The organism is Stenotrophomonas maltophilia (genome assembly GCF_002799155.1).
GTDB lineage: Bacteria > Pseudomonadota > Gammaproteobacteria > Xanthomonadales > Xanthomonadaceae > Stenotrophomonas > Stenotrophomonas maltophilia_R.
Map to the genome: position 1 here is coordinate 2,213,480 of NZ_NERD01000002.1, position 23,852 is coordinate 2,237,331.

Annotated in this window: 22 protein-coding genes and 1 tRNA gene; 11 read left to right on the forward strand and 12 right to left on the reverse strand. The window is 66.4% G+C overall.

Annotated elements, in window-relative coordinates:
- Positions 1 to 107: 107 nt before the first annotated feature.
- From B9Y82_RS10910 to B9Y82_RS10925, 3 genes are all read right to left on the reverse strand, one after another.
- A complete protein-coding gene (locus tag B9Y82_RS10910; protein ID WP_100473238.1) occupies positions 108 to 1,430 on the reverse strand; it encodes a Smlt3024 family type IV secretion system effector in 1,323 nt (440 codons plus the stop codon).
- Between the two features lie 31 nt (positions 1,431 to 1,461).
- Positions 1,462 to 2,325, reverse strand: a complete 864-nt coding sequence (locus tag B9Y82_RS10915; RefSeq protein ID WP_100473239.1) for a Smlt3025 familytype IV secretion system inhibitor — start codon at positions 2,323 to 2,325, stop codon at positions 1,462 to 1,464.
- 648 nt (positions 2,326 to 2,973) lie between these two features.
- Positions 2,974 to 3,321 carry a winged helix-turn-helix transcriptional regulator gene (locus tag B9Y82_RS10925; RefSeq protein WP_014037677.1) on the reverse strand — a complete coding sequence of 116 codons (348 nt, stop codon included), beginning with the start codon at positions 3,319 to 3,321 and terminating at the stop codon, positions 2,974 to 2,976.
- A 101-nt stretch (positions 3,322 to 3,422) separates the two neighbouring features.
- Between B9Y82_RS10925 and B9Y82_RS10930 the strand changes: the two genes are divergently transcribed.
- From B9Y82_RS10930 to B9Y82_RS10940, 3 genes are all read left to right on the forward strand, one after another.
- Entirely contained in the window at positions 3,423 to 4,412 is a 990-nt protein-coding gene (locus tag B9Y82_RS10930) for an MDR family oxidoreductase (RefSeq protein ID WP_100473241.1), read from the forward strand.
- A gap of 168 nt (positions 4,413 to 4,580) precedes the next feature.
- Positions 4,581 to 4,901, forward strand: a complete 321-nt coding sequence (locus tag B9Y82_RS10935) for a hypothetical protein (protein ID WP_100473242.1) — start codon at positions 4,581 to 4,583, stop codon at positions 4,899 to 4,901.
- Positions 4,902 to 5,217: 316 nt separating this feature from the next.
- Positions 5,218 to 7,971 carry a UvrD-helicase domain-containing protein gene (locus tag B9Y82_RS10940; RefSeq protein WP_100473243.1) on the forward strand — a complete coding sequence of 918 codons (2,754 nt, stop codon included), beginning with the start codon at positions 5,218 to 5,220 and terminating at the stop codon, positions 7,969 to 7,971.
- A gap of 94 nt (positions 7,972 to 8,065) precedes the next feature.
- Here B9Y82_RS10940 and B9Y82_RS10945 read toward each other — a convergent pair.
- Positions 8,066 to 8,155 (reverse strand) — tRNA-Ser (locus tag B9Y82_RS10945).
- 123 nt (positions 8,156 to 8,278) lie between these two features.
- Here B9Y82_RS10945 and B9Y82_RS10950 point away from each other — a divergent pair.
- Complete coding sequence (locus B9Y82_RS10950) at positions 8,279 to 9,352, forward strand: DUF4241 domain-containing protein (protein ID WP_100473244.1); 1,074 nt, start codon at positions 8,279 to 8,281, stop codon at positions 9,350 to 9,352.
- Between the two features lie 55 nt (positions 9,353 to 9,407).
- Here B9Y82_RS10950 and B9Y82_RS10955 read toward each other — a convergent pair whose 3' ends face one another.
- On the reverse strand, positions 9,408 to 10,400 hold the full coding sequence (locus tag B9Y82_RS10955; RefSeq protein ID WP_005410175.1) for a LysR family transcriptional regulator: 993 nt from the start codon (positions 10,398 to 10,400) through the stop codon (positions 9,408 to 9,410).
- A gap of 126 nt (positions 10,401 to 10,526) precedes the next feature.
- Between B9Y82_RS10955 and B9Y82_RS10960 the strand changes: the two genes are divergently transcribed.
- Positions 10,527 to 11,114, forward strand: a complete 588-nt coding sequence (locus B9Y82_RS10960; protein ID WP_100473245.1) for an FMN-dependent NADH-azoreductase — start codon at positions 10,527 to 10,529, stop codon at positions 11,112 to 11,114.
- Positions 11,115 to 11,250: 136 nt separating this feature from the next.
- The gene (locus tag B9Y82_RS10965; RefSeq protein WP_100473246.1) at positions 11,251 to 11,601 is read left to right on the forward strand and encodes a ligand-binding protein SH3; all 351 of its coding nucleotides are present in this window, start codon (positions 11,251 to 11,253) and stop codon (positions 11,599 to 11,601) included.
- A 104-nt stretch (positions 11,602 to 11,705) separates the two neighbouring features.
- Here B9Y82_RS10965 and serS read toward each other — a convergent pair whose 3' ends face one another.
- Complete coding sequence (gene serS, locus B9Y82_RS10970) at positions 11,706 to 12,986, reverse strand: serine--tRNA ligase (RefSeq protein ID WP_006452392.1); 1,281 nt, start codon at positions 12,984 to 12,986, stop codon at positions 11,706 to 11,708.
- A gap of 113 nt (positions 12,987 to 13,099) precedes the next feature.
- Between serS and B9Y82_RS10975 the strand changes: the two genes are divergently transcribed.
- Both B9Y82_RS10975 and B9Y82_RS10980 read left to right on the forward strand, forming a co-directional pair.
- Positions 13,100 to 13,738 (forward strand): energy transducer TonB, encoded by a 639-nt coding sequence (locus B9Y82_RS10975; RefSeq protein WP_100473247.1) that lies wholly within the window; start codon positions 13,100 to 13,102, stop codon positions 13,736 to 13,738.
- 119 nt (positions 13,739 to 13,857) lie between these two features.
- Complete coding sequence (locus B9Y82_RS10980) at positions 13,858 to 14,433, forward strand: energy transducer TonB (protein WP_100473248.1); 576 nt, start codon at positions 13,858 to 13,860, stop codon at positions 14,431 to 14,433.
- Between the two features lie 158 nt (positions 14,434 to 14,591).
- Here B9Y82_RS10980 and aroA read toward each other — a convergent pair whose 3' ends face one another.
- The 4 genes from aroA to B9Y82_RS11000 all read right to left on the reverse strand — a co-directional run bounded on the left by aroA (position 14,592) and on the right by B9Y82_RS11000 (position 19,372).
- Positions 14,592 to 15,899, reverse strand: a complete 1,308-nt coding sequence (gene aroA, locus B9Y82_RS10985; RefSeq protein WP_100473249.1) for a 3-phosphoshikimate 1-carboxyvinyltransferase — start codon at positions 15,897 to 15,899, stop codon at positions 14,592 to 14,594.
- 76 nt (positions 15,900 to 15,975) lie between these two features.
- Positions 15,976 to 17,175 (reverse strand): prephenate dehydratase, encoded by a 1,200-nt coding sequence (gene pheA, locus B9Y82_RS10990; protein ID WP_100473250.1) that lies wholly within the window; start codon positions 17,173 to 17,175, stop codon positions 15,976 to 15,978.
- A 51-nt stretch (positions 17,176 to 17,226) separates the two neighbouring features.
- A complete protein-coding gene (gene serC / locus B9Y82_RS10995) occupies positions 17,227 to 18,312 on the reverse strand; it encodes a 3-phosphoserine/phosphohydroxythreonine transaminase (RefSeq protein ID WP_100473251.1) in 1,086 nt (361 codons plus the stop codon).
- Between the two features lie 253 nt (positions 18,313 to 18,565).
- On the reverse strand, positions 18,566 to 19,372 hold the full coding sequence (locus B9Y82_RS11000) for an FHA domain-containing protein (RefSeq protein WP_100473252.1): 807 nt from the start codon (positions 19,370 to 19,372) through the stop codon (positions 18,566 to 18,568).
- Positions 19,373 to 19,497: 125 nt separating this feature from the next.
- On the opposite strand from B9Y82_RS11000, the gene B9Y82_RS11005 reads away from it, so the two are divergent.
- The 3 genes from B9Y82_RS11005 to B9Y82_RS11015 all read left to right on the forward strand — a co-directional run bounded on the left by B9Y82_RS11005 (position 19,498) and on the right by B9Y82_RS11015 (position 21,586).
- Positions 19,498 to 19,773, forward strand: coding sequence for a polyhydroxyalkanoic acid system family protein (locus B9Y82_RS11005; protein ID WP_005417302.1), 276 nt, complete (start codon positions 19,498 to 19,500; stop codon positions 19,771 to 19,773).
- A gap of 80 nt (positions 19,774 to 19,853) precedes the next feature.
- Positions 19,854 to 20,345, forward strand: coding sequence for a phasin family protein (locus tag B9Y82_RS11010; protein ID WP_100473253.1), 492 nt, complete (start codon positions 19,854 to 19,856; stop codon positions 20,343 to 20,345).
- A gap of 236 nt (positions 20,346 to 20,581) precedes the next feature.
- Positions 20,582 to 21,586, forward strand: coding sequence for a restriction endonuclease (locus B9Y82_RS11015; protein WP_100473254.1), 1,005 nt, complete (start codon positions 20,582 to 20,584; stop codon positions 21,584 to 21,586).
- Positions 21,587 to 21,688: 102 nt separating this feature from the next.
- Here the strand turns inward: B9Y82_RS11015 and hutC are convergent, their stop codons facing one another.
- Together hutC and B9Y82_RS11025 are read right to left on the reverse strand one after the other, a co-directional pair.
- Positions 21,689 to 22,417, reverse strand: coding sequence for a histidine utilization repressor (hutC, locus tag B9Y82_RS11020; protein WP_100473255.1), 729 nt, complete (start codon positions 22,415 to 22,417; stop codon positions 21,689 to 21,691).
- Between the two features lie 28 nt (positions 22,418 to 22,445).
- A complete protein-coding gene (locus B9Y82_RS11025) occupies positions 22,446 to 23,816 on the reverse strand; it encodes a formimidoylglutamate deiminase (protein ID WP_100473256.1) in 1,371 nt (456 codons plus the stop codon).
- Between the last annotated feature and the right edge of the window lie 36 nt (positions 23,817 to 23,852).

The following is a 23,852-nucleotide window of genomic DNA, read 5'->3' on the forward strand; positions in this document are numbered from 1 at the left end:
GCCCGCTGCCTGCGGAACAGCGGCTGCACCGTCCCGTAAGTCACACCTCACCATGATGTGTGCCGGCCCCCTCCCGGGGCTGGCATTGGCGGCCCGGCACTGTGATTTCAACCCATCCGCATCGCAGGGCTCTCGCAAGCCTGCACGTCAATGTACTGCTGGCGTTGCACAGCCGCCTGTTGGCGGTCCAGGCCGGCGGCCTCGATCTGCTGCAGTGACTGCTCGACCGGTGTCTGCACCGCCCGGTCCGTGGGCATGGAGGCGCGCAGATGCGCCGGATCATTCAACTCGCCCTGCACCACAAATACGTTGCGGCCGGCCGGGTGATCGGCGGTCTGGGCGCTCAGCAGCACATGGTCGGCACGCTCGAGCTGGTTGTGGCGCGCCAATGCCATGACGCTCGCCACGAGGCGCTCGCTGTTCTCATCATGGGTACGCCCAGCACTGGCATCGATCGCGGCCACGCCTTCGCGCACCTGCTGCATCAATGCGTACTCACGATGGCCGGGACCAATGTCGGCCAGACGGGTCGGTGCCTGTGCGGGATCCGGCACAGCGTCCACCGCTGCGGTAAGCGGGCTGCGGGTAATGGTCCGGTACGGGTCGTCCGGGTGGAACTGGGTGCGCTTCTCCTGCCGCTCCAGACGAACCTCGCGGGCGTCGTTGAGTTCGGCGATGCGTGCGGGATCGGTGATCTCGCGCAGCGACAGGTGGCCGCCGCCCGCACTGACGCTGGCCCACTTCCTGTCGGCTTCGAAGTACATCGCGTAGTAGCTGGTGCCACCGATGACGTTTGGATCGACCGCCGAGCGGCCCTCCAGTGCCTGGGTGGCTTCCAGCACGCTCAACCGGGTCAGGTATTGCCCGCCCTTCGCCCATCCCATCTGGCTGATGGCATCGACGCTGGTGTTGCCTACGCGCGGGCCCCCGGCGTAGTCATTGTTGAGCATGTTGGTCCAGATCTGCTCCAGCTTCTCCGGGCCGCTCTTCTGCTCGGCCGCCTCCAGCAGCACGCGCGGCGTCCAGCAGTTGGGATCAAGCTCATGCCGTTCAAATGCCCGGTCGTGGGCCAGCATCACATCCTTGCCGGGGAGATTCAGTGCCAGGTCTGGGCGGCGCTCGTTCATCCACTGCTGCCGCAATTCAAGATCTCTTTCGAGCAGGGTCTGCCCAAAGGACTCCCACCGCCGCTCGCTCAACCGTGCATTTGAGAAACGCGATCCCTCATCCTGCTGGGTCTTCGCATAGTTCTGTGCGTAGCTGTTTGCAACGCGGCCTGGCAGGCTATCGTTGCGAACGACACCCAGTGCCAGCGTCCCGTAGCCATCGGCTCCCGGCAGTTGTGACAGGTAGTTCCAGTAAAGCTCGCGGTTGCCGTCTCTGGCATAGCTGCCAAGCACTCTGAGATCGCGTTCGGTCAATCCACTCATACCCTGTCCCTTCTCTTCCTTGATTCACCGATCACTGTGACCGCGTGCGCGCGATGACATCCCTGACAGCCTCTTCCATACGCTTCCAGTCCTTCAGAAACGCTCTCTTGTAGTCCAGGCTGACGGACAGCTTGTTGTCGATGTCCACGAAATAATGAACGCAACCGGCTGCCACTTCTCCTGGCTCACTGATCACCTCGCTTCCCTCCAGCCGCACGCCGTCGCGTCGGAATTCCTCGCCGTCACATTTGATGAACGAGCTGATCCGGCCGTCGGCCTGGCGTGCGATGTACCAGTCTCTCTCGTAGGCAGGATTGCGGACAGGCGGCTTCCCATACCGGGCCTCATACTTCTTCGCGTACAACACCATCTTCCCTTCATCGATTGCATAGGGCGTCAGGCCCAAGGTCTCCGGCTGTGCGACGCGTTGATCGAGACGGTCCCTGGGATCCTCCCTTTCCACAGAGCCCTCCTCCGTGATGGCTTCATTTGAGGAAAGCCTTGAAAGCGAAGTCTCAATTGGAATGCGATCGATATAGTTGATACGGACAGCAATCTCCTTGCGGAAATCATTCGTACGCGGATTCGCCCGGGCACCCGGCGGTGTCGGCGTCATGCCCGGCCACTCGATGACCAGCGTCACGCCCTCGCCCGGCCACGGTGCGATCTGGCTGTCCAGGTAGTTGGCCGGAATGCGGAAGGTGTTCGGCCCCAGCTTCACGTCTACGGGGGCATCGGTATAGGTATGGCCGTTGATCGTGCGACCGGTCTGGGTTGCGCCGGACATGGCGGGATTCCTTTCGTGTTCGGTGGACGGCGGCCGTGCGCACGCGCCGGCACTCACTACGACGGCAAGTGCGAGCGTCAGGCAACGGCCAAGGGACATCACGTGCATGGGCATTCCATTGCAGGGTTCCGGCGCCACTATAGGCAACCGGGCGTCAACGGAACAGGAACCGCATCGCAGCCCTTCACGGAACCAGGCAGCGCTCCACCTGCAGCGACAATGCCTGGCAGGCGTTGAACAGGCCCTCGACCACGGCTGCGGAGGGGCAGCAGGCAGGATCGTCGTGTGGCCACCTGCAGATGCAAGGTGGCGGACGGTGCGGGTTGGCGTGCCGGATACATGATGCAAGAAGCCGGCGGATCGAGAGATCCCCACGCACCGTCCGCCATGAACTGGCAGGCGATGCATGGTCACGGTTGCAACTCTGGCTGCAACCGCGACGCCGCGCATCATGTACGTTCGGGACGCCAATCCCGGCCACGGCGAATGCCTTGGCGCGGCCATGGTTACCGCCCCGAACCGGCGGTGGAAAGCAGGGAAATCCCGAGCGATCACGTTGCAACGTTGGTTGCGTCAGTGGATGTCGAGTTGTCCATTGACTGGCGCGCTTCGCCAACAAACGACTCCGGTCGACGCGCACTTTCCGGACGCCCTATCCAGCCGTATACGACACGCGTGCTGCCGCCACCAAAGACCCATCGGTGGCCGTGAGCGTTCGCTAAACCGGCATGCGGCATGTGCAACGCCGCTCAGCCGTCAGCTATCGCCCTGGGTACTCTGATAGCCGCGGTAGGTTTCACCCCACTCGCGCATGGCCAGAAGCACCGGCACCAGCGTGCGCCCGAACTCGGACAGCTCGTACTCCACTTTCGGCGGCACTTCCGGGTACACGTGGCGGATCACCACGCCGTCGGCTTCCAGCTCACGCAGTTGGCTGGTCAGCATGGACTGGGTGGCGTTGGGCACCCGCCGCGTCAGTTCCATGAAACGCCGCTTGCCGGTCATCAGATGAAAAAGAATGATCGGCTTCCACACGCCGCCGATTACTGACAGCGTGACTTCCACGGCGCAACCGCTCTTGCCATCCCAACGCTTGCTACGCATGCATACTCCGGAAAACCATAGTACCTACGGAAAATCATCGTTCTTGTTGCGATAGAGGCGCGAGCCTAGCATGGCCTCATCCGGTGAATGTGAGCCCCTCCATGACGTTCAAAGCACTGCTCGCCCGCAAGACGAACAACCAGGTTTCGACCGAACTGGTCGATTTCGATGAAGCCGACCTGATGGACGGTGACGTCCTGGTGCAGGTCGAGTACTCCACGCTCAACTACAAGGATGCGCTTGCCCTCACCGGCAAGAGTCCGGTCATCCGGACGTTCCCGCTCATTCCCGGCATCGATCTGGCAGGCGTGGTGCTGGAATCCAGCAGGACCGACTTCAAGCCAGGCGACCGCGTTGTGCTCAATGGCTGGGACCTGAGCATGGGCCACCACGGCGGCCTGGCACAGCGCGCCCGTGTGCGCGGCGAATGGCTCAACCGGATTCCCGGCAACCTGAGCACCCGCGACGCCATGGCCATCGGCACCGCGGGCTATACCGCCATGCTGTGCGTACTGGCCCTGGAACATGCCGGTGTGACGCCCGACAGGGGCGATGTGCTGGTGACCGGCGCCAACGGCGGTGTCGGCTCGATCGCGGTGGCGATCCTTTCAAAGCTGGGCTATCGCGTGGTGGCCGCCACCGGGCGACCGGAGCACGCCGAGTATCTGCACAACCTGGGTGCGGCCGAGATCATCGATCGTGCGCAGCTTTCGGAGCCGCGCGAGCGACCGGTGAGTGCCGAGCGATGGGCCGGCGTGGTGGATGTGGCCGGCGGCCCAACGCTGGTCAATGCCATCGCCGAAACGAAGTACCGCGGTGCCGTGGCCGCATGCGGCCTGGCGCAGAGCGACGCGCTGCACGGCTCGGTGCTGCCCTTCATCCTGCGCAACGTCACCCTTGCGGGCGTGGATTCGGTAAATGCACCGCAGGACGTTCGCCAGCGCGCGTGGGATCGCCTCGCTACCGACCTGGACCCGCAGAAGCTGGAAAGCACGGTGCAGCTGATCGGGCTTGCCGACGTGTTGGACGTGTACCGGAAGATCATCCCCGGCCAGGTACGCGGCCGCATCGTTGTGGATGTCAATGCCTGAGCGGGTGACCGCAACTGCGCTCGATTGATGCGTGTGGATGGAGGGCTGCAACGCGCCCTCCATGCTGCAGCGAATGGTGAACCTGCCGTGAAACACGCGGCGCGACACTGGCCTTTGGCCACCGCCGGTCGCATACGCTCAGGCTCCCACCGCTGCTGGACACCCGCCATGCCAATGACCGCATTCGCGCTTGCTGCCGCACTTTCGGGCCTGCCCGATATCGACTGGGAGCGCCAGCGCGCCGAGGACGCGCACCAGCTCATGCTGTGCCAGATCCATCGCGATGAGTTGCAGCAGGCCGAGGGAAAAGACGAGGCCTACCAGCGCGCAAAGGCGGTCTGCGACCTGCTGGCACGGGACTACAAGGATAGGTGGGATTTCGACGCACAGGATGCACTGGCGGCATCGGCGGTGGATCTGGATGAGCTGATCCGGCGTGGCGACGCGGTTGAAGTCCCCCCTGCAAAGCGGGACCGTGCCTACGAGTGATCCGGCAACTGCCGGGATGACGGTGCCGTCGTCCATCACAATCAGCATGTCGGAGACTTCGCCCTCGTGCCCTTGCTCCGCAGTGGTCACCAGGATCCTCAATGGATCTGTCCGGATATCGTAGCCGCCGCTGGCGTGCTTCAACGTTCCCATGCGGTCCCAGTCGATTTCCATGGCCTGCTCCGGGATCCAGACGCGCCATGATGCATGCGCCAGGCAATTGAGAAGGCCACACGCAACGTCAAGGCCCCTTATCATGCGGGCTTAGGGGCTCTACATGCCCAGTTGACGCTTGCAAGGCAGTACCTGGATGTCTATGGAATGGCGCCCCTCGATCTGGGGCCAACGTGTGACTCGCTCTCCACACTGGTGGCTGCGGCTGGAGGGCGAATGCATCGACCTGGACATCGCAGGCCAGCGGCACCGGCTGCGCGTGGATGATGATCACAGCGTGCAGGTCATTCCAGGGTTTTTCTGGTCGCGGGTCGAGCTGCAGACAGAAGGCGCCGCGCGGCTGTCGGTGGATGGGCTTGCCAACGCGCAGGCGTCCCGGCTTGCGGCAGCGCTGCAGCAGGTGCGCTTTGCGCGCAGCACGCGAGGGCGCAAGGCCTTGTTTGACACGATCCTGGAGCGGATCCAAGCGTGGTTGAGCGCCGCGGACGCCCTCATTGACCGCGGCAGTACCGGCCGCCGCTGGATCACCCACGAGCAGCAGCAGGCGCTGCTGGCCGAGCGCTCCTCCCTGCCGCTGCAGTCGCCGGAGCTTGAGCAACTGTTCCTTGATGAAAGCGTGCATGGCGACCTGCATTCGCATAGCCATCGTGCTGCGCTGGACGCCCTGCACGACTGGCAGCTGGATTGGCCGGCCGCCTGGGCCGAAGCCAACGCGACCATGGCAGCGCGTGAGCGGGTGCTGGCCAAGGACTTCCTGGACCGGGTCGAGAGCAAGCCCCTGACCGAAGAACAGGCCCGCGCCGTCATCTGCTTCGACAACCGGGTACAGGTCGTGGCCGCGGCCGGCTCGGGCAAGACCTCCACGATGGTCGCCAAGGCCGCTTATGCCATCGATCGCGGCTTTGTCGAACCCGAACGGATCGTGATGCTTGCCTTCAACAAGGACGCCGCGAAGGAGCTGGAAGCGCGTGCGCAGCAATGCTTCGACCGGCTCGGCATGGGCGACACCGTGGTTGAAGCCCGGACCTTCCACGCCCTCGGCCTGGCCATCATTGCCAAAGCGACAGGTCGCAAGCCCGATATCCCGGAATGGGCCGTCGACGCGACGCTGGGCTTCAACAAGCTGGCCGAGCTGGTAGACGACCTGAAGGACCGCTCGACCCATTTCCGCACCCAGTGGGACATGTTCCGCCTGGTATTCGGGCGCGATCTTCCGCCGTTCGGTGCTGACATGATGGCCGATGGGTACGACCGCGATGGCACGCCCTACATGCGTACCCTGCAGGGTGAGCGGGTGAAGAGCCTGGAAGAGTGCATCATCGCCGACTGGCTGTTCTACAACGGCGTGGCCTACGACTACGAGCGGCGCTACGAGTTCGATACCGCGACAGACACCCACCGCCAGTATCGTCCGGACTTCTACTATCCGGACGCCCAGTTGTATCACGAGCACTTTGCGCTGGATGCCGATGGCCAGCCGCCTAAGCACTTTGCCAACTACAGCGAAGGGATGCACTGGAAGCGCCAGCAGCATGTGGCGCGCGGCACCGCCCTGGTCGAGACGACGTCGTTTGGCCTGCGCAGTGGACAGGCCCTGCAGGATCTAGCCGACCGGCTCGGCGCGTCTGATGTCGAGCTCGACCCGAACCCGGATCGCGAGCTGCCTGACCAGGGCGCCAAGCCGATGCCGGACGCGGACCTGATCGGCCTGATGCGCACCTTCATTGCCCATGCCAAGAGCAACTGCCTGACGCTGGACGATATGGCGGCGCGCCTGCGGCAGATGCCCGAGGATCAGTTCAAGGAACGCTACCGGCGCTTCCTGGAAATCGCCGGGCCGGTTTTCCAGGCCTGGGACAATGCACTGGCTGACGAGCGCAGCATCGACTTCGAGGACATGCTCAACATGGCGGCCGGGCTGCTGGAACAGGGCCACTATGAATCGCCCTACGAACTGGTGATGGCCGACGAGTTCCAGGATGCATCGCGCGCCCGTGCGCGCCTGTGCCGTGCATTGGTCAGCCAACCAGGCCGCCATCTGTTCGCGGTGGGCGATGACTGGCAGTCGATCAATCGCTTCGCCGGTGCCGACGTTTCGGTGATGACCGGATTCCGCGAATGGATAGGGCATGGCCAGGTGCTGAAACTGGAGCAGACGTTCCGTTGCCCGCAGGCACTGTGCGATGTGTCCAGCCGCTTCATCAGCCGCAACCCCGCGCAGATCGCCAAAGCAGTTCGCTCTGCTGCACCGGAAATGGGCCCGGTACTGCAGGCGTTCCAGATGAACCGGCGCGAGGAGGTGCAGGATGGGGTTCGCCAGTACCTCGCCAAGCTGCATCAGCAGCTGCTGTCCGGGGCCGTTCCACAGGGCCGCAACGGGCGCGTGACTGTATTCATTCTGGGGCGGTATCGCGCGGATCGCGGTGCAGTGCCTTCTGATTGGAAGACGGCCTTCGGCAGCACGATGGACGTCGAGTTCCTGACCGCACATCGATCGAAGGGGCGCGAGGCGGACTACGTGATCCTGCCTGGCATGATCAACCGCAGCTTCCCGAGCCTGCGCGCGGATGACCCGGTGCTTTCGCTGGCAATGCCGGATGGGGATACCTGTCCGCTGAGCGAAGAACGGCGGTTGTTCTATGTCGCGCTGACGCGTGCACGACGTTCGGTGGCGATGTTCACCCTGCGGGGCAAGCACTCGCCGTTCCTGGATGAGCTGGTGAAGGACGGAGCAGTGGAAGTGACCGCGATTTCAGGGGCGGCCATCCACGACGAGCGCTGCCCGGTGTGCAAGTTGGGCGTGTTCGTGGAGAGGAATGGGCCGCACGGGGCCTTCCGGTCGTGCTCCAGCTATCCGTTGTGCCATAACAAACCGAAGGATGGGCGTCGTGAATGAACACGTGAGCTCAGGTGCAGGCCAACAGCTCAAGTGTTCAGGGGGCCACGGCCTGTCAGAAACGTAAAACGCCCCTTCCGGGGCGTTCGCGGTATGGCGGAGAGAGTGGGATTCGAACCCACGGAAGGTTTGACCCTTCGCCGGTTTTCAAGACCGGTGCCTTAAACCGCTCGGCCATCTCTCCAATCGGGTCCCGGTCGCCCGGGCAGCGGCGTATTCTCGCACGTGAAGGGCATTTGCCCAAGACCATCTTGCCCCTGCCCTCCGCATCCGGCACGGTGGGGCCTCCACCGCAATCGGAGCCGCCATGGCCCATCTCGATCTGGCCAACCTGCGCACCTGCCTGCTGGACGACACCCAGCTGGCCGCAGTGGCCCTGCATCGCACCTTCGCCGGGCACCTGCCGGTCAGCAGCGGGCAGCTGGTGGTCTGCGATCCGCTGGTGCAGGCCGAGGCGCCTGCGCTGGCCGACTACACCGCCCCGCTGGGCCGGCACCCGGTCGAGATCATTGTGCACAGCGGCCGCCCGGCGCTGGCCGTGGTCTGGTTCAAGCCGCGCCAGTCGCTCACCGCGTCCGCCCTGCATTGGCAGATGGCGCGCTGGACCACGCAGGACCTGACCGGACTGGATGAGGACAGCTTCATCGGCTACCCGGTCGACGCTGGCATCGGTTGCTTCATGGACACCGACACCCAGCAGGCGCTGCTGGCCCTGATCGAACAAGCCGATGGCGACGAAGAGAGTGAATGGTCGGAGGCACTGGTCGACCACGATGGCCTGGATGAAGGCGCCGAGTACCGTCCTTGGGGGGAGGACTCGCCGCACGGCCTGGTGGTGTTCACCAGCGGCTGGGGCGACGGTGTCTATCCCAGTTATTGGGCGCTGGATACGTCCGGCATTCCGGTCGCCCTGGTCACCGATTTCCTGTGCATCCAGGGCGGTGATGGGCGCGACGAGCGCGAGATCGCCGACCAGGCCTATCGCGACAGCCTGCCACCTGCGGAAGCCGAGGCCCTGGCGCGGCTGGTGGCTGCCGTGGAGCGAGACGACGTAGACGCACTGAGAGCCCTGCTGAAGGATGCACCGCAGCGCGCCAACCAGATCGAACCGGGCTGTGGGGGCACTGCGCTGTTCGAGGCGATCCGCCTGGATCGTCCGCAGGCATTGCGGGTGCTGTTGCAGGGCGGCGCATTGCCGGCGATGCCAGAGCGCCTGCACATGAGCAAGGTCACCAGCTATCTGGACTACGCGCGCTTCCTGAAGAAGCCACGCAGCGCGGAGCTGATGGCAGTGCTGGAAGCACCCGTCGTTGCAGCCGAGCCACCACCGGCCGCGCCGCGACGCCGCGGTTTCTGGGACCGGCTGTTCGGACGGAACTGATCGGCGCCGGAATACAGCAACGCCGGGCATGGCCCGGCGCTACCGTTCAGTTCTCTCAGCCGGCGTCTACTGCCAGCGCACCCAGCGCGCTGGCCTTGATCCGCTCCTTGGCCTTTTCACAGGCGCCACCGCAATCCAAGCGCGAGGCCTCCAGCTGCGGCGGCAGATGCTCGGCCAGGAAGTCGATGAACACGCGCACCGCCGGCAACAGGCCACGGCGCGAGGCGAACACGGCATGGCACACGCCCTGCGGCAGTGACCAGTCCGGCAGCACCACTTCCAGCTCGCCGTTGCGCACGGCGTCGGCGCACACGGTTTCCGGCAGCATGGTGATGCCGAAGCCGTCCTTCACCATGCTCTGCAGCAGCGGGAAGTCGAAGCCGGCCACGCGCGGCTGCAGGTCGACCCGGCGCACTTCGCCTTCCGGGCCATGCAGCTCCCAGCGCTGGCGTGCTTCGTCTTCGCTGATGCTGAGGGTGACGTGCTGGGTCAGTTCTTCCGGATCCTTGGGGCGGCCGGCGCGATCGAGGTACTTCGGACTGGCCACCAGCAGTTCCTGCACCTGGCCGAAGCTGCGCATCACCAGGCTGCCGTCGTCGTCCAGGCGCGAACGCACGCGCAGGGCCACGTCGTAGCCTTCGTTGATGATGTCCACGCGGCGGTTGCTGATGTTCAGCTGCAGCCGCACCTTCGGGTACTGCTCCAGGAACTTGGGCAGCAGCTTGGGCAGCTGCATCTGCGCGAGCGACACCGGCACGCTGGCGCGCACCACGCCGCGCGGTTCCGCGCTGAGGCGGTCCACGACTTCGCGTGCGGCCTGGGCCTCGGCCAGCATCGTCTGCGCATGGCGGTGCACGCTGGTGCCAACGTCGGTGACCGCGAAACGGCGCGTGGAGCGCTGCAGCAGGCGCACGCCCAGGTCGGTTTCCAGCTGGCTGATGCGGCGGCTCAGTCGCGACTTGGGGATGCCCAAGGCGCGCTCGGCGGCGGCGAATCCACCGTGGTCGACCACCATCGCGAAGTAGTACAGATCATTCAGGTCATGCATGCCCGAGTTCCATATCTAGAACAATACGTGGCATTCAACCACCTTTATCCCGCCTTTGCAACAACCTATCGTTCTCTCCGTCGGCGGGGCACCCCGCCCCTTCCTCCCAGAACATAGGTGACTGCCATGAAGCTTCTGCATCTCGACGCCAGCGTGCTTGGCGACAATTCCGTCTCGCGCCAGCTGTCGGCCGCCGTGGTCGCCCGCTTCACCAGCCAGATCGACGGCCTGCAGGTCGATTATCGCGATCTTGACGCCAATCCGGTACCGCATCTGCGCAGCAGCTCGCTGGCCAAGACCGACGCCGCCGAGGCGACCGATGCTGAACAGGTGATGCAGCAGTTCCTGGAGGCTGACATCGTGGTGATCGGCGCGCCGATGTACAACTTCAGCATCCCCTCTACGCTGAAGGCCTGGATCGACCGCGTGGCCGTGGCCGGCCGCACCTTCAAGTACACCGAGAACGGCCCGGTGGGCCTGGCCGGTGGCAAGCGGGTGATCATCGCCAGCAGCCGCGGCGGCATCTACACCGACTCGCCGGCCGACTTCCAGGAACCGTTCCTGCGCCAGGTGTTCGCCTTCATGGGCATCAACGAAGTCGAGTTCGTGCGCGCCGAAGGCATCGCCTACTCGCCGCAGCACCGTGAAGACGCCATTGCCGGCGCGCTGGCGGCACTGCCTTCGCACGAAGCGGCCGAAGCTGTCGCCGCGTAACGCGTTCCAGCGTTCGGCGCCCCTCTCTCCTCGTCTGGGCGCTGAACGCGGGCCGGGATCCCCTCCCCCATCCCGGCCCACCCTGGCGGCCCCGCTCTGCGGGGCCGTTTTTTCATGGGCGCGCTACGCTGGGGCCATGGACTACATCGTGACGGCTGCGCACCGCAGCGAATTTCCGCGTCCGATCACCCTGCGCCGCGGCCAGGCGCTGGTGGTGGGCGAACGTTATGAAGGCCCGGAGGGCTGGGACGCCTGGTTTCTGTGCGAAGCCGAGGGGCAGCAGCCCGGTTTCGTGCCGGCACCGGTGATCGGCCGCGATGCGCAGGGTGGCGCGTTTGCCACGGAGGATTACTGCGCGCGGGAGCTGGATGTGGATCCAGGGCAGCTGCTGCGCGGGGTGCGCACGCTCAATGGCTGGGCATGGTGCGTGCCGGGAACGGGCGAACCGGGATGGGTGCCGTTGGAGAAGCTGCGCGCTGTGGAGTGATCGCGGTGGTTCATCCACGCATGGCGTGGATGTCGCCCGCATTGTAGATCCACGCCATGCGTGGATTCGGTGCCATGCGAGCATGGCACCCACCGATCAGGGAATCAGGCGATGGTTTCCAGGCCACCCATGTACGGGCGCAGGGCCTCCGGCACGGTGATGCTGCCGTCGGCGTTCTGGTAGTTCTCCATCACCGCGATCATCGCGCGGCCAACGGCCACGCCCGAGCCATTCAGCGTGTGCGCCAGCTCCGGCTTGCCAGTGGCCGGGTTGCGCCAGCGGGCCTGCATGCGGCGGGCCTGGAAGTCACCACAGTTCGAGCACGAGGAGATCTCGCGGTAGGTTTCCTGCGACGGCAGCCAGACTTCCAGGTCGTAGGTCTTGATGGCCGAGAAGCCCATGTCGCCGGTGCACAGCAGCACCTTGCGGTACGGCAAGCCCAGCTTCTCCAGCACCACTTCGGCACAGCGGGTCATGCGCTGGTGTTCGGCATCGCTGTCTTCCGGGCGGCTGATCGAGACCAGCTCGACCTTCTCGAACTGGTGCTGGCGGATCATGCCGCGCACGTCGCGGCCACCGCTGCCGGCCTCGGCACGGAAGCACATCGAGTGGGCGGTCATGCGCAGCGGCAGGCGCTCGGCGTCGACGATCTCATCGCGCACGATGTTGGTCAGCGGCACTTCCGAGGTCGGGATCAGGTAACGCGTGGAGTCGCCCACGGCGGTCTTGAACAGGTCGTCCTCGAACTTCGGCAGCTGGCTGGTACCGCGCAGCGAGTCGGCGTTGACCAGCAGCGGTACGTTGGTTTCCTCGTAGCCGTGCTCGCCGGTGTGCAGGTCGACCATGAACTGGGCCAGGGCGCGGTGCAGGCGCGCGATCGGGCCGCGCAGGACGGTGAAGCGCGAACCGGACAGCTTGGCCGCGGTCTCGCCGTCCAGCCAGCCGTTGCGGGCGCCCAGTTCAACGTGGTCGAGCACCTTGAAGTCGAACTGGCGCGGGGTTCCCCAGCGCGCCTGCTCGACATTGTCGTTCTCGTCGGCACCGGCCGGCACGTCATCGGCCGGAAGGTTGGGAATGCCCATCGAGATCGCTTCGATCTTCTCGCGCAGCTCGTCCAGCGCCACTTCCGAAGCCTTCAGCTCGTCGGCAAAGGCAGCGACCTCGGCCATGATGGCCGAAACGTCCTCGCCCTTGGCCTTGGCCTGGCCGATGGCCTTGGAACGGCTGTTGCGCAGGCTCTGCAGCTCCTGGGTCCGCACCTGGATGCGCTTGCGATCAGCCTCCAGGGACTCCAGGGCAGACACGTCGAGCTCGAAGCCGCGGCTGGTGCGCAGGCGTTCGGCGAGGTCGGCGGGCTGGTGGCGGAGCAGGGCTGGATCAAGCATGGCAGGTGTCGTGGTGGGTATCAGGAACGGGATTATCGCCTGTTATACGGTTTTCTGCCGCCCGGTTCATTCCCGCCGTGGCAGAATCAGGCTATTCCGTACTGGTCCGGTCCATGTCTGCACCCCGCTCGTCGTCCGCCAAGTCGTTCACTGTGCATATCCCGCGCAACGCCCTGAAGATCGCCGGCATCGCCTTCGGCGTGGGCATGCTGCTGTTCGTGGTGGTCTGGTTGACCGGCCGCGACAAGGAGTTCTTCCGTGCCGACCCGGCCGCGCAGACGCCGCAGGAGACCGCGCAGGTGGAACCGCTGCCGGAACCGCTGGCTGCAGCCGCAGGCTCCAGCGACATGCCCGATGCCAAGCCGGCCCCGGCAGAGGACGAAGCCCCGAAGCTGGTCGAAACCGCCCCGCCACCGCCGGCACCCATCGCTGAACCGGCCCCGGCGGCGCCGCCCCCTGCGCCGGCCGCCACCGGCAACAGCCAGCCGATGCCGATTGCCGGCCAGTCGCCGCCGCCGGCCTACCCGGCTGCCGCGCTGCGCGCCGGCGAGACCGGCAGCGTGGTGGTCCGCGTGGACGTGGATGCCACCGGCTACCCGAACAATGCCACCGTGATCCAGCGCAGCGGCTCACGCGAGCTCGACCGTGCCGCCACCGACGCCGTGCGCCGCTGGCGCTTCACTCCGGCGCAGAGCAACGGCCAGGCCGTGCCCGGCAGCATTGAAGTGCCGTTCGACTTCAAGACCCAGTAACTGAACGTTGCCCGGCAGGAAAACTGAACCCTGCCGGTCGCGTTGACGCAACGCTGACACTTCCCGCCGCTGGCCCGCGCAACACTCTCCCCGTCGTCCATTGACGGAAGGAGTTTGCGATGACTGCCACCACCCACGAAGACCTTCATTCGCCGCAGTTGCAGCAGCAGCAAGCCAGCGAACAGCACAAGCCCACGTCGCCCTGGATGTGGATCGCGCTGATCGTGGCGATGTTTGCCGCCGCGCTGCTCTGGCTGCGTCACTCGAGCCAGGAAGACGTGGCACCGGCACCGGTTGGCGAGCGCATGCTCCCTGCCCCTGAGCAGGCGCCGGTCGCCGGCGCGCAGGCACCTGCTGCCCGCCAGACTGCACCGGCCAGCAGCCAGCCCAAAACTGCTCCCGCAGTGCGCAATCGCGAGGCGCGCCCGCTGGCAGGCAACAGCAAGCCGGCCTACCCCCCTGCAGCGCTGCGCAATGGCGTGCAGGGCAGCGTGATCGCCAGCCTCAATGTCGATACCCGTGGCCAGGTGACCAATGCCGCGATTGTCTCGCGCAGCGGTGAACGCAGCCGTGACCTGGATCGTGCTGTGCTGAGTGCCGTGCAGAACTGGAAGTTCCAGCCGGCGATGCGTGATGGCCGTGCGGTGGCCAGTGTGGTGCGGGTTCCGGTGGATTTCCGTACCGAACAGCGTTGATCGCGGACGAGGGGTTCGTGATGCTTAGACGGAGGCTTCGGCCTCCGTCCTTTTATGCGCAGACGCGTGCCAACCAGGGTTGGCACCTGCCAGGTGATCTGAGCGTGCCAACAAAGGTCGGCACCCACCGGGTTGCGTCATCCGCCGGGCGTGGCCTTTCAGGCCAGGTTGAAGCCGGCGCTGCGGGCCAGGCCATCGAAGTCCGGGAAGGACGTGGCGACGTTGGCGATGTCGTTGATGCGCACTTCGCCATCACTGATCTGGCCGGCAATGGCGAACGCCATGGCGATGCGATGGTCGCCGTGGCTTTCAATGGTGCCGCTGCCCAGGCGCACACCGCCGTGCAGGGTGGCGCCGTCTTCGGTTTCGTCCACCTGCATGCCCAGCGCGCGCAGCCCGGTGGCCATCGCTGCGAGGCGGTCGGATTCCTTCACCCGCAGTTCGGCGGCACCACTCACCACGGTCTGGCCTTCCGCGGCGGCGGCAGCCACGAACAGCGCCGGGAATTCGTCGATCATGTCAGGCACCAGTGTTTCCGGAATGCGCGCACCCTTCAACGGGGCGTAGCGCACCACCAGATCGGCCACCGGTTCACCGCCCTGCTCGGCCGGGTTCTCTTCGGTGATGTCCGCACCCATCAGGCGCAGCGCGTGCAGCAAACCGGTGCGACGCGGATTCAGGCCGACCTGCTTCAGTCGCAGTTCGGAGCCGGGAATGATGCTGGCGGCAACCAGATAGAACGCGGCCGAAGAGAAGTCGGCCGGTACCACGATATCCGTGGCGCGCAGGCGCTGGCCGCCACGCAGGCGGGCCTTGCCGGGCGAGAATTCGATCTCTACCCCGAATGCAGAGAGCATGCGCTCGGTGTAGTCGCGGGTCGGGTGCGGTTCCACCACGCTGGTTTCGCCCTGCGCATACAGGCCGGCCAGCAGCACCGCCGACTTGATCTGCGCACTGGCCACCGGCGAGGCGAAGTCGATGCCGTGCAGCGATTGCCCGCCATGCACGTGCAGCGGCGGCGTGCCGTCATCCTGGGTATCGATCTTCGCGCCCATCTGCGACAACGGGCCGGTGACACGGCGCATGGGGCGGCCGGACAGCGACTCATCGCCGATCAGCGTGCAGTCGAACGCCTGGCCTGCCAGCAGGCCGGCCAGCAGGCGCATGCCGGTACCGGCGTTGCCGCAGTCCAGCGGCGCATCCGGGGCCTGCAGCCCATCGATACCGACGCCGTGCACGATGCGCTGCGACGGGCTGGGGGTTTCGATGCGCACACCCAGCTGGCTGAAGATGCGTGCAGTGGCGCGGGTGTCTTCGCCTTCCAGGAAACCTTCGATATGCGAGGTGCCATCGGCCAGCGCGGCGAACATCACCGAGCGGTGCGAGACCGACTTGTCGCCGGGAATGGTCAGGCTGCCCTGCAGCGGCTGGCCCTTGCGGGCGATCCAGTGTTGCGCGTTGCTCATCGTTCGATCGTTCCGTAAACGCCGGCAGCGCCGGCGATGCATCAGGGAGCGGCGGCCGTGGCCGCCGCGGCAGCACTCAGGGCACGGCCACCGGATAGGAGCCCAGCACCTTGATCTGCGCCGAGTGCGCTTCCAGTTCGGCCAGCGCAGCCTGCATCGGCGCGTCGTCGATGTGGCCGGCCAGGTCGATGAAGAAGCCGTATTCCCACTTGCCGTGGTGCGACGGCCGCGACTCGATGCGGTTCATGCTGATGCCGTGGCGGGCGAACGGGCTGAGCACGTCGAACAGCGCACCGGGCTTGTCATGGATGAACACCAGCACCGACGTGCGGTCGTGGCCGGAGGTCGGGAAGATGTTGCGGCCCACCACCAGGAAGCGGGTGGTGTTGTCGGCATCGTTCTGGATCGGCTTGGTGACCACCTTCTTCAGGCCGTACACATGGCCGGCACTCTCGCCACCGATGGCCGCTGCGTCGTCGGCGTTGCGCGCACGACGCGCACCTTCGGCGTTGCTCGACACCGGAATCTTCTCGGCCCTCGGCAGGTTGGCGCGCAACCATGCCGAGGTCTGCATGAACGACTGCGGATGCGCGTAGATGCGCTCGATGTCTTCGATGCGGCCGCTGCGCGACATCAGGTACTGCTGCACGCGCAGTTCCACTTCACCGCAGATCTTCAGGTTGGAGGTCAGGAACATGTCCAGGGTGATCTGGATGGTGCCCTGCCCCGAATTCTCCACCGGCACCACGCCGAAGTCGGCATTGCCCGCTTCCACTTCCTGGAACACTTCCTCGATGCTGGCCATCGGCAGCCCCAGCGCAGAGCGGCCGAAGTGCTTGAGCACCGCCTGCTGGCTGAAGGTACCTTCCGGGCCGAGGTAGCCGATCTTCAGCGGCTCCTGCTGGGCCAGGCAGGCCGACATGATCTCGCGGTAGACGTGCACCAGCAGCTCATCGCTGAGCGGGCCTTCGTTGCGGTCCACCACCATGCGCAGCACCTGCGCTTCGCGCTCGGGGCGGTAGTAATCGACGGCAGCGGCGAGCTTGCCCTTGGCCTTGCCGACCTGGTGGGCGAAACGTGCGCGTTCGGCGATCAGGCTCTGGATGTCGCGGTCGATCTGGTCGATCTTCGAGCGCACATCGGCCAGCGCCAGTGGCGCCAGGGTGGGGGCCGGGTTCGAGGCGGCCTTGGCCGTGCCCTTCGCCTTGCTGGGCGCGCTGTCCTTGGCCGGTACGGCCTTCTTCGGCGCCTTCTTGCTGGATTTGCTGCTTGCCATCGGAATTCCTTGTTGCGGGGCCCGCACCCGACGGTGCGCGCCGTTCATTGCTCAGCCGTGACGCTGCTGGAAATCGGCCATGAAGGTGACCAGCGCCTCGGCCCCGGCCAGCGGCATGGCGTTGTACAGCGAGGCACGGATGCCCCCGACCACCTTGTGCCCCTTCAGCGCAAGCAGGCCGGCGGCCTTGGCTTCGGTGACGAAACGGGCATCAAGCTCGGCATCGGGCAGGAAGAACGGGATGTTCATCCGCGAACGTGCCGCGTGTGCGACCTCGTTGCGGTAGAAGCCGCCGGAACCATCGATGGCGCCGTACACCAGCGCGGCCTTGGCGGCGTTGCGCCGGGCGAACTCGGCCACGCCGCCTTCGGCCAGCATCCACTTGAACACCAGGCCGGCCAAGTACCAGTTCCAGGTCGGCGGGGTGTTGAGCATCGAATCGCGGGCGACGTGCGAGCGGTAATCGAAGATGTCCGCACGCGGCTGGCCGCTGCGCTCGAGCAGGTCGCGGCGGATGATCATCACCGCGATGCCGACCGGGCCCAGGTTCTTCTGCGCGCCGGCGTAGATCACGCCGTAGCGGCGCACGTCCAGCGGTTCGCTGGCGATGGACGAGCTGAAGTCGGCGATCAGCGGGACGTTGCCGGTGTCGGGCACATCACGGAACTCGACGCCGTGGATGGTCTCGTTGGCGGTGATGTGCACGTAGGCGGCATCGGGCGAGAGCTGCCAGCCTGCGCGCGGCGGCAGCGTGCGGTAGCCATCGGCCTCGCTGCTGGCCGCGATGTTGACGTCGACGTAGACACCGGCCTGCTTGACCGCGGTCCTGCCCCAGTGGCCACTGACCACGTAGTCGGCACGCTGGCCGGGGGCGGCGAAGTTGAGCGGGATCAGCGCCTGCTGGGTGGTGGCACCACCGGACAGGAACAGCACCGCATAGTCTTCGGGGATATCGAGCAGGCGGCGCAGGTCAGCCTCGGCCTCGGCGGCCACGGACATGAATTCCGCGCCGCGATGGCTCATTTCCACGATCGAGGCACCGGTACCGTGCCAGTCCAGCATTTCCGCCTGCGCCTGGCGCAGGACCGATTCCGGCAAGGTCGCAGGGCCGGCACTGAAGTTGAACGCGCGCGTCATGTCACACCTGTGGGGCAAGACCCCTAGTATGCCGCAGTGCACCAGCCTTGCGGCCTTGTGGCGCAAGGGAAATTTGGTTTCATTGGAATCCATCGGCCGCAGCAATGCGGCCGGTAGTCGCCAAGCTTGGTCTACGTACGCCGTCAGGCGTCAAGCCCGCCGAAGCAGCGTGCCGACCAAGGTCGGCACCCACCAAGAGCGGGGAAATGAACGCCGTCCCGGTAGCGCGCGGGCCATGCCCGGCCGGTTCAGATCAGCGCGCGCCGAACCAGAGCAGCAGGCTGAGCAGCGCGGCCAGCAGCAGCGCACTGACCAGCAGCCACGGCCAGCGCCGGACCCTGCGCGGCGCGGCCGGCAGCACCGTTGCCTGCTCGACCTCGTGGCTTGCATCGTCCTCGACCGGCAGCGGCCGCCGGCGCGGATCATGCGGCACTTCCAGCACGAACCGGTGCTGGCCATCGAACACCACCTGGTCGCCGGCCTGCAGCCAGCAGTGGCGCACGGCCACGCCGTTGACCCGGGTACCGTCGGCACTGCCCAGGTCGCGCAGCAGCACGCGCTCGCCGTGCACTTCCACCCGGGCATGCTGTTCGGCGAAGGCCGGGTCATCAATGGCGATGTCGGCTTCGTTGCCGCGGCCGATCAGGCGGGCCCGCGACAGGGTGAAGCTACGGCCATGGTGCAGGCCGCCAACACCGCGCAGCAGTCGTTGCTGCTCGTCGCTGCCGTCTTCGGTTTTCGGCGCAGGCGCCTGCAGCAGGCTCTCGACTTCGCCCTGCAGCACCATTTCCACGCCATCCACGTACACCGCGTCGCCCGCGCGCAGCAGGGCCATCCGGCGCACGGGGCGACCGTTGACGTGGATGCCGCGGATGCCATTGCCAACCTGCAGCCAGAGGCCGCGATCGTCCATGCAGAATTGGGCCAGCAGCAGTGCGCCGTGGCCGGCATCACCGAGCCGCACGCTGCCGTTGGCCTGGCGCACGATGCGCTGCACCCCGGGCCGCAGGAGCTGGTCGGGCTGTTGTTGTTGACTGAAGTGAACAAGCAGGTTCTGCACGCGGCGCAGCCTAGCAGGTTGGCCGCCAACGAAGAAGAACCCACGATGAGTGCTTGGCGCGAAGGCCCGCGATGCGCACAATGCTTGCCCTCTTTGATCATCCCCGCCCTGCGCCAGGAGCCTGCATGTCCACCATCGATGTCCGCCACGCCCACGCCCTGCCCGACGCACAGGCGCGCGCCGCGATCGAGCAGGTCGCTGCCAAGCTGTCCGAGCGCTTCGGCCTGAAGTCGTCCTGGACCGCCGACGTCCTGAACTTTTCCGGCAGCGGCGTGGACGGTGCGATCGAACTGCAGCCGGGCGCCGTGCGCGTGACCGCCAAGCTGGGTTTCCTGCTGTCGGCGATGAAGGGCATGGTCGAAGGCGAGATCCAGCGCGTGCTGAAGGAAAAGCTGGGCTGAACCCCGGCGGCGGCCGTCACGGCCGTGCAACGCCAACGCGCGCTACTCTCGGGGCAGGCCCAACTCCCACGGGAAGTGCGATGAACCACTACGAAAACGACGACCGCCGCAACGACGACGCCTCTTTCGGTGACCAGGCCGAGCGCTTCTCGCGCAAGCTCAGTGACTCGGCACAGCAGGTCTGGCTGGCCGGGCTGGGTGCGCTGGGCCGTGCCCAGGCCGAGGGCAGCCGCTTCTTCGATGGCCTGGTGAAGGAAGGTGAAGCCTGGGAAGCCCGCCGCCGTGAGCGCAGCGGCGAACAGGGCCCGGGCTGGCGCGACAACGTCGAAACGTCGCTGGACGAGGCCCGCGAGAAGGCTTCCGGCACGTGGAACAAGGTCGAGAAGGCCTTTGATGACCAGGTGCAGGGCGTGCTCAAGCGCCTGCATGTCCCCACTGCCGACGAAGTGACCGCGCTCGAGGCCCGCATCGATGCCCTGCACGCGCGCCTGGCCAAGCTGGAAAACCGCGCCGCGTCCGGCACCGACGCCCCCGCTCCGGGCAGCCATCAATCGCCGGACAGCGTGCCCTGAGCGCAATTGTTGCAATGCAATAAAAATTGATTGACAATCGCGAGCAACCCGCCAATCGCTTCGGCTGCCGTTTGTTCCCTCCCCTCACGGCTTCAGGATTGGCGGGTTTTTCGTGCCCGCCGTGCGCCGATCTGCGCGCTCCATCACGCTTCCTGTCAGGAACATCCTGACCCAGCCGGGCACCGCGACCTTTACACTGTCGTTCTCCGCTTTCGCCCCTTCCGCCCTACTCCTGCATGCTCCCTTGGATCCTGGCCCTGCTGTCGGCCCTGCTTACCTGTTCCCTGGCCGTTGTCTATCTGTGGTGGATCAAGCGGCGGCGGAAGGAGATGCAACTCGGCCTGCAGGCCCTGGCCGGCATGCACTGGCGCGAATTCTCGGTACTGGTCAAGCGCATGCTGCGCGAACAGCGCGGCCTGCGCGAGCTTATCGATCCGGCCGAAGATGCCCGCGAGCCGAGCAGCGACTTCCTGCTCAGCGATGGCCCCAATCAATGGCTGGTGTCGTGCAAGCATGGCCTGGCCTACCGCATCGGCACCGCCGCAGTGAACGAGCTGGGCGCGGCCGCGCGCCTGGCCGGGGCCAAGGGCGGCGTGCTGCTGACCGAAGGCCGTATCGAGCGCGACGGCCGTGGCGCCGCCGAGAAGCAGGCCGTTGAAGTGCTGGACGGCCCGCGCCTGTGGCCGCTGCTGCAACCCTACCTGCCTGGCGATATCGAGGCACGTGTGCGTGCCAGCGCCCGACATGAGGCACTGCGCCGGATTGCCATTGCGGCACTGGGTTCGGCAACGCTGGGGCTGCTGGTCGGCTTGGGCCTGCAGGGCCTGCACGTGGAAAAAACCGCGCCCGGTGCTACGGCGCCGGCGGTGGCAACGCCTTCGGCCGCACCTGCGGCTGAACCTGCCCCGATCGAAGCAGTACCCGCGCCCGCCCCCGCTCCCGCGGCTGCCGTCGCCCCGGCGGTGGACGCGCGCAGCAATCCCAACCCGGATGCCGCCACGCTGGAGCGCTTCCAGGCCGATCTGGCCCGCGCACTGGCCGGCAAGCCCGGCATCGCCAGCGGCGTCTGGCTGACCCGCCAGACCCTGGCGATCAACCGCACCGGCGAACTGGAAGCGGTGTGGCCGCGGGTCTGCGAGGAAGTGCTGCATTACCCCGCCCTGCGCAACGTGCGCATCCAGCTCAACGCCCGCCCCGGCGTGGATGAACCCGTGCGCTGGCGGCAGTGCGCTACGTATTGATGAGGCAGCAACCACCCATGGCGTGGATCTACCAGGGGTTCACACCCATCGCGTAGTCCCGGCGAGACTTCAGTGGATCCACGCCAGGCGTGGATACGGCTCTTAACGCGCCCCCGGCGCGAAGCGCGCGACCAGGTCCCAGGCGTCGCCAAGGAATACCTGGCGCACGCGGGTGATCGGCTGTTCGCCACGCCAGGTCAGGCGCTCGATCACCAGGCAGGCGGTGCCCTGCTTCACGTCCAGCAGCTTGGCGGTGGCGGTGTCGGCGCCCCAGGCGCTGATGCGGTGCTGGGCGCGGGTCCACGAAACGTTCTGCAGCAACCAGCTGCCCGGCGCGGTGGTACTGAAATCGACCTCCAGCACCTCGGGCACGCCCACCGGGCTGATCAGGCGGTGCTCCAGCGCCAACGGACGGCCATCGGCCAGGTGCAGGCAACGCATCGCCAGCAGCGTCTCCCGGCCCGCCAGCTCCACTTCGCCGGCATTGCCGGCATCGGCCAGGCGCAGGTCGCGTTGCAGCAGTCGATAGGCGTACTGATGGCCGCGTGAGCCGACTTCCATCGCGATATCCGGAATCTCCAGCGCCACCTGCTCCAGGTGCGGGGGCTGCCGCGCCACGAACGAACCGGCGCGGCGGCGGCGCTCGATCATGCCGCTCTCGGCCAGTGCGGTCAGCACCTTGTTCACCGTCATCCGCGAGCAGCCGTACTGCTCCATCAGCTCGTGCTCGTACGGAATGCGGAAGCCCGGCGCCCACTCTCCGCTGAGGATGCGGCTTTCCAGATCGCTGCGGATACGCTGGTTGAGCGTGGCGGACTTGCTGGCCTTCACGTAATGGAGTCTCGGTGGCGGGAGGCGATCAGCCCAGCACGCCGCGCAGCGCGGCGGCGAAGGCGGTGGTGATCGCCTCGTGCTGCAGGTGGCGGCCCTCGGCCACGCATTGGCGGCCATGGCGCCAGACCGATCGCAGCGCGCCATTACGTGCGGCGAACACCCAGCTGTCAAGCCATGCGTCATCCTGTCGCGCCTGCAGTGCCGGGTGCGCGGCGTCCAGCTCGACCAGATCGGCACTGGCGCCGACCTGCAGTCCCGGGGCCACGCCCAAGGCCTGCGCACCACCGTGCAGTGCGCCCTCGAACAGGAAGCGGCCAGTGCTGCGGGTGGCGTCCGGGGCCAGCACATTGCGCCCGCGCAGAGTCAGCCGCTGTCCGTATTCGAGCAGGCGCAGTTCTTCAGCCGCGTCGATCAATACATTGGAATCGGAGCCGACACCGAAGCGACCACCTTCGCGCGCGAATGCCTGCATCGGGAACAGGCCGTCGCCCAGGTTGGCCTCGGTGATCGGGCACAGGCCGGCCACGGCCTGGCTGGCCACAATGGCCGCACGCTCGTCATCGGTGATGTGGGTGGCATGCACCAGGCACCAGCGCGCATCCACCGGCGCATGGTTGTACAGCCACTGCACCGGGCGCTGGCCGCTCCATGCCAGGCAGGCCTCCACCTCGCGCACCTGTTCGGCGATGTGGATGTGCACCGGGCCGTCGGTCAGCGGCAGCAACGCACTCAATTCCTCGCCGGTGACTGCACGCAGGCTGTGCGGTGCGATGCCGAGCACCGCGTCGGGCAGCGTGGCCAATGACAGCTTGGCGGTGTCCAGCAGCTGCGCGAAGCCGTCCACGTCGTGGATCAGCCGCCGCTGCGCAGGGTTCGGGGCCGCCCCGCCGAAATCGGCGTGCGCATAGAACACCGGCAGCAGGGTCAGGCCGATGCCGGTCTGGTCGGCCGCCGCCGCAATCCGTGCGCTCATCTCGGCACGGTTGGCATACGGCCGGCCGTCAGCATCGTGGTGCAGGTAGTGGAATTCGCCGACGCGGGTAAAGCCGCTTTCCAGCATTTCCATGTAAGCCTGGGCCGCGATGGCCTGCACCGCGTCCGGGCGCAGATGGGCCAGGAAGCGATACATCAGCTCGCGCCAGCTCCAGAAGCTGTCACCGTCGCCGCCGCCGATCTCGGTCAGCCCAGCCATGCCACGCTGGAAGGCATGGCTGTGCAGGTTGGGCAGGCCCGGCACCAGGATGCCGACGCGGGTGTCGCCCGCCTGCGCGCCCTGCCCCGTGCTGATTGCCGTGATGCGACCGTCCTGCACCTGCAGGCGGACATCGCGGGCCCAACCTTCGGCCAGCAGGGCGTGGGCGGCATGGAAACTGTGCGGGGAACGCGAATCGGACATGGCTGGACAACCCGAAATGGACGCCTATATTGTATA

Bases quoted from the DNA above. Each gene is read 5' to 3' on its own strand.
- B9Y82_RS10910 (WP_100473238.1), bottom strand. From the start codon at position 1,430: ATGAGTGGATTGACCGAACGCGATCTCAGAGTGCTTGGCAGCTATGCC.
- B9Y82_RS10915 (WP_100473239.1), bottom strand. From the start codon at position 2,325: ATGCACGTGATGTCCCTTGGCCGTTGCCTGACGCTCGCACTTGCCGTC.
- B9Y82_RS10925 (WP_014037677.1), bottom strand. From the start codon at position 3,321: ATGCGTAGCAAGCGTTGGGATGGCAAGAGCGGTTGCGCCGTGGAAGTC.
- B9Y82_RS10930 (WP_100473241.1), top strand. From the start codon at position 3,423: ATGACGTTCAAAGCACTGCTCGCCCGCAAGACGAACAACCAGGTTTCG.
- B9Y82_RS10935 (WP_100473242.1), top strand. From the start codon at position 4,581: ATGCCAATGACCGCATTCGCGCTTGCTGCCGCACTTTCGGGCCTGCCC.
- B9Y82_RS10940 (WP_100473243.1), top strand. From the start codon at position 5,218: ATGGAATGGCGCCCCTCGATCTGGGGCCAACGTGTGACTCGCTCTCCA.
- B9Y82_RS10950 (WP_100473244.1), top strand. From the start codon at position 8,279: ATGGCCCATCTCGATCTGGCCAACCTGCGCACCTGCCTGCTGGACGAC.
- B9Y82_RS10955 (WP_005410175.1), bottom strand. From the start codon at position 10,400: ATGCATGACCTGAATGATCTGTACTACTTCGCGATGGTGGTCGACCAC.
- B9Y82_RS10960 (WP_100473245.1), top strand. From the start codon at position 10,527: ATGAAGCTTCTGCATCTCGACGCCAGCGTGCTTGGCGACAATTCCGTC.
- B9Y82_RS10965 (WP_100473246.1), top strand. From the start codon at position 11,251: ATGGACTACATCGTGACGGCTGCGCACCGCAGCGAATTTCCGCGTCCG.
- serS (WP_006452392.1), bottom strand. From the start codon at position 12,986: ATGCTTGATCCAGCCCTGCTCCGCCACCAGCCCGCCGACCTCGCCGAA.
- B9Y82_RS10975 (WP_100473247.1), top strand. From the start codon at position 13,100: ATGTCTGCACCCCGCTCGTCGTCCGCCAAGTCGTTCACTGTGCATATC.
- B9Y82_RS10980 (WP_100473248.1), top strand. From the start codon at position 13,858: ATGACTGCCACCACCCACGAAGACCTTCATTCGCCGCAGTTGCAGCAG.
- aroA (WP_100473249.1), bottom strand. From the start codon at position 15,899: ATGAGCAACGCGCAACACTGGATCGCCCGCAAGGGCCAGCCGCTGCAG.
- pheA (WP_100473250.1), bottom strand. From the start codon at position 17,175: ATGGCAAGCAGCAAATCCAGCAAGAAGGCGCCGAAGAAGGCCGTACCG.
- serC (WP_100473251.1), bottom strand. From the start codon at position 18,312: ATGACGCGCGCGTTCAACTTCAGTGCCGGCCCTGCGACCTTGCCGGAA.
- B9Y82_RS11005 (WP_005417302.1), top strand. From the start codon at position 19,498: ATGTCCACCATCGATGTCCGCCACGCCCACGCCCTGCCCGACGCACAG.
- B9Y82_RS11010 (WP_100473253.1), top strand. From the start codon at position 19,854: ATGAACCACTACGAAAACGACGACCGCCGCAACGACGACGCCTCTTTC.
- B9Y82_RS11015 (WP_100473254.1), top strand. From the start codon at position 20,582: ATGCTCCCTTGGATCCTGGCCCTGCTGTCGGCCCTGCTTACCTGTTCC.
- B9Y82_RS11025 (WP_100473256.1), bottom strand. From the start codon at position 23,816: ATGTCCGATTCGCGTTCCCCGCACAGTTTCCATGCCGCCCACGCCCTG.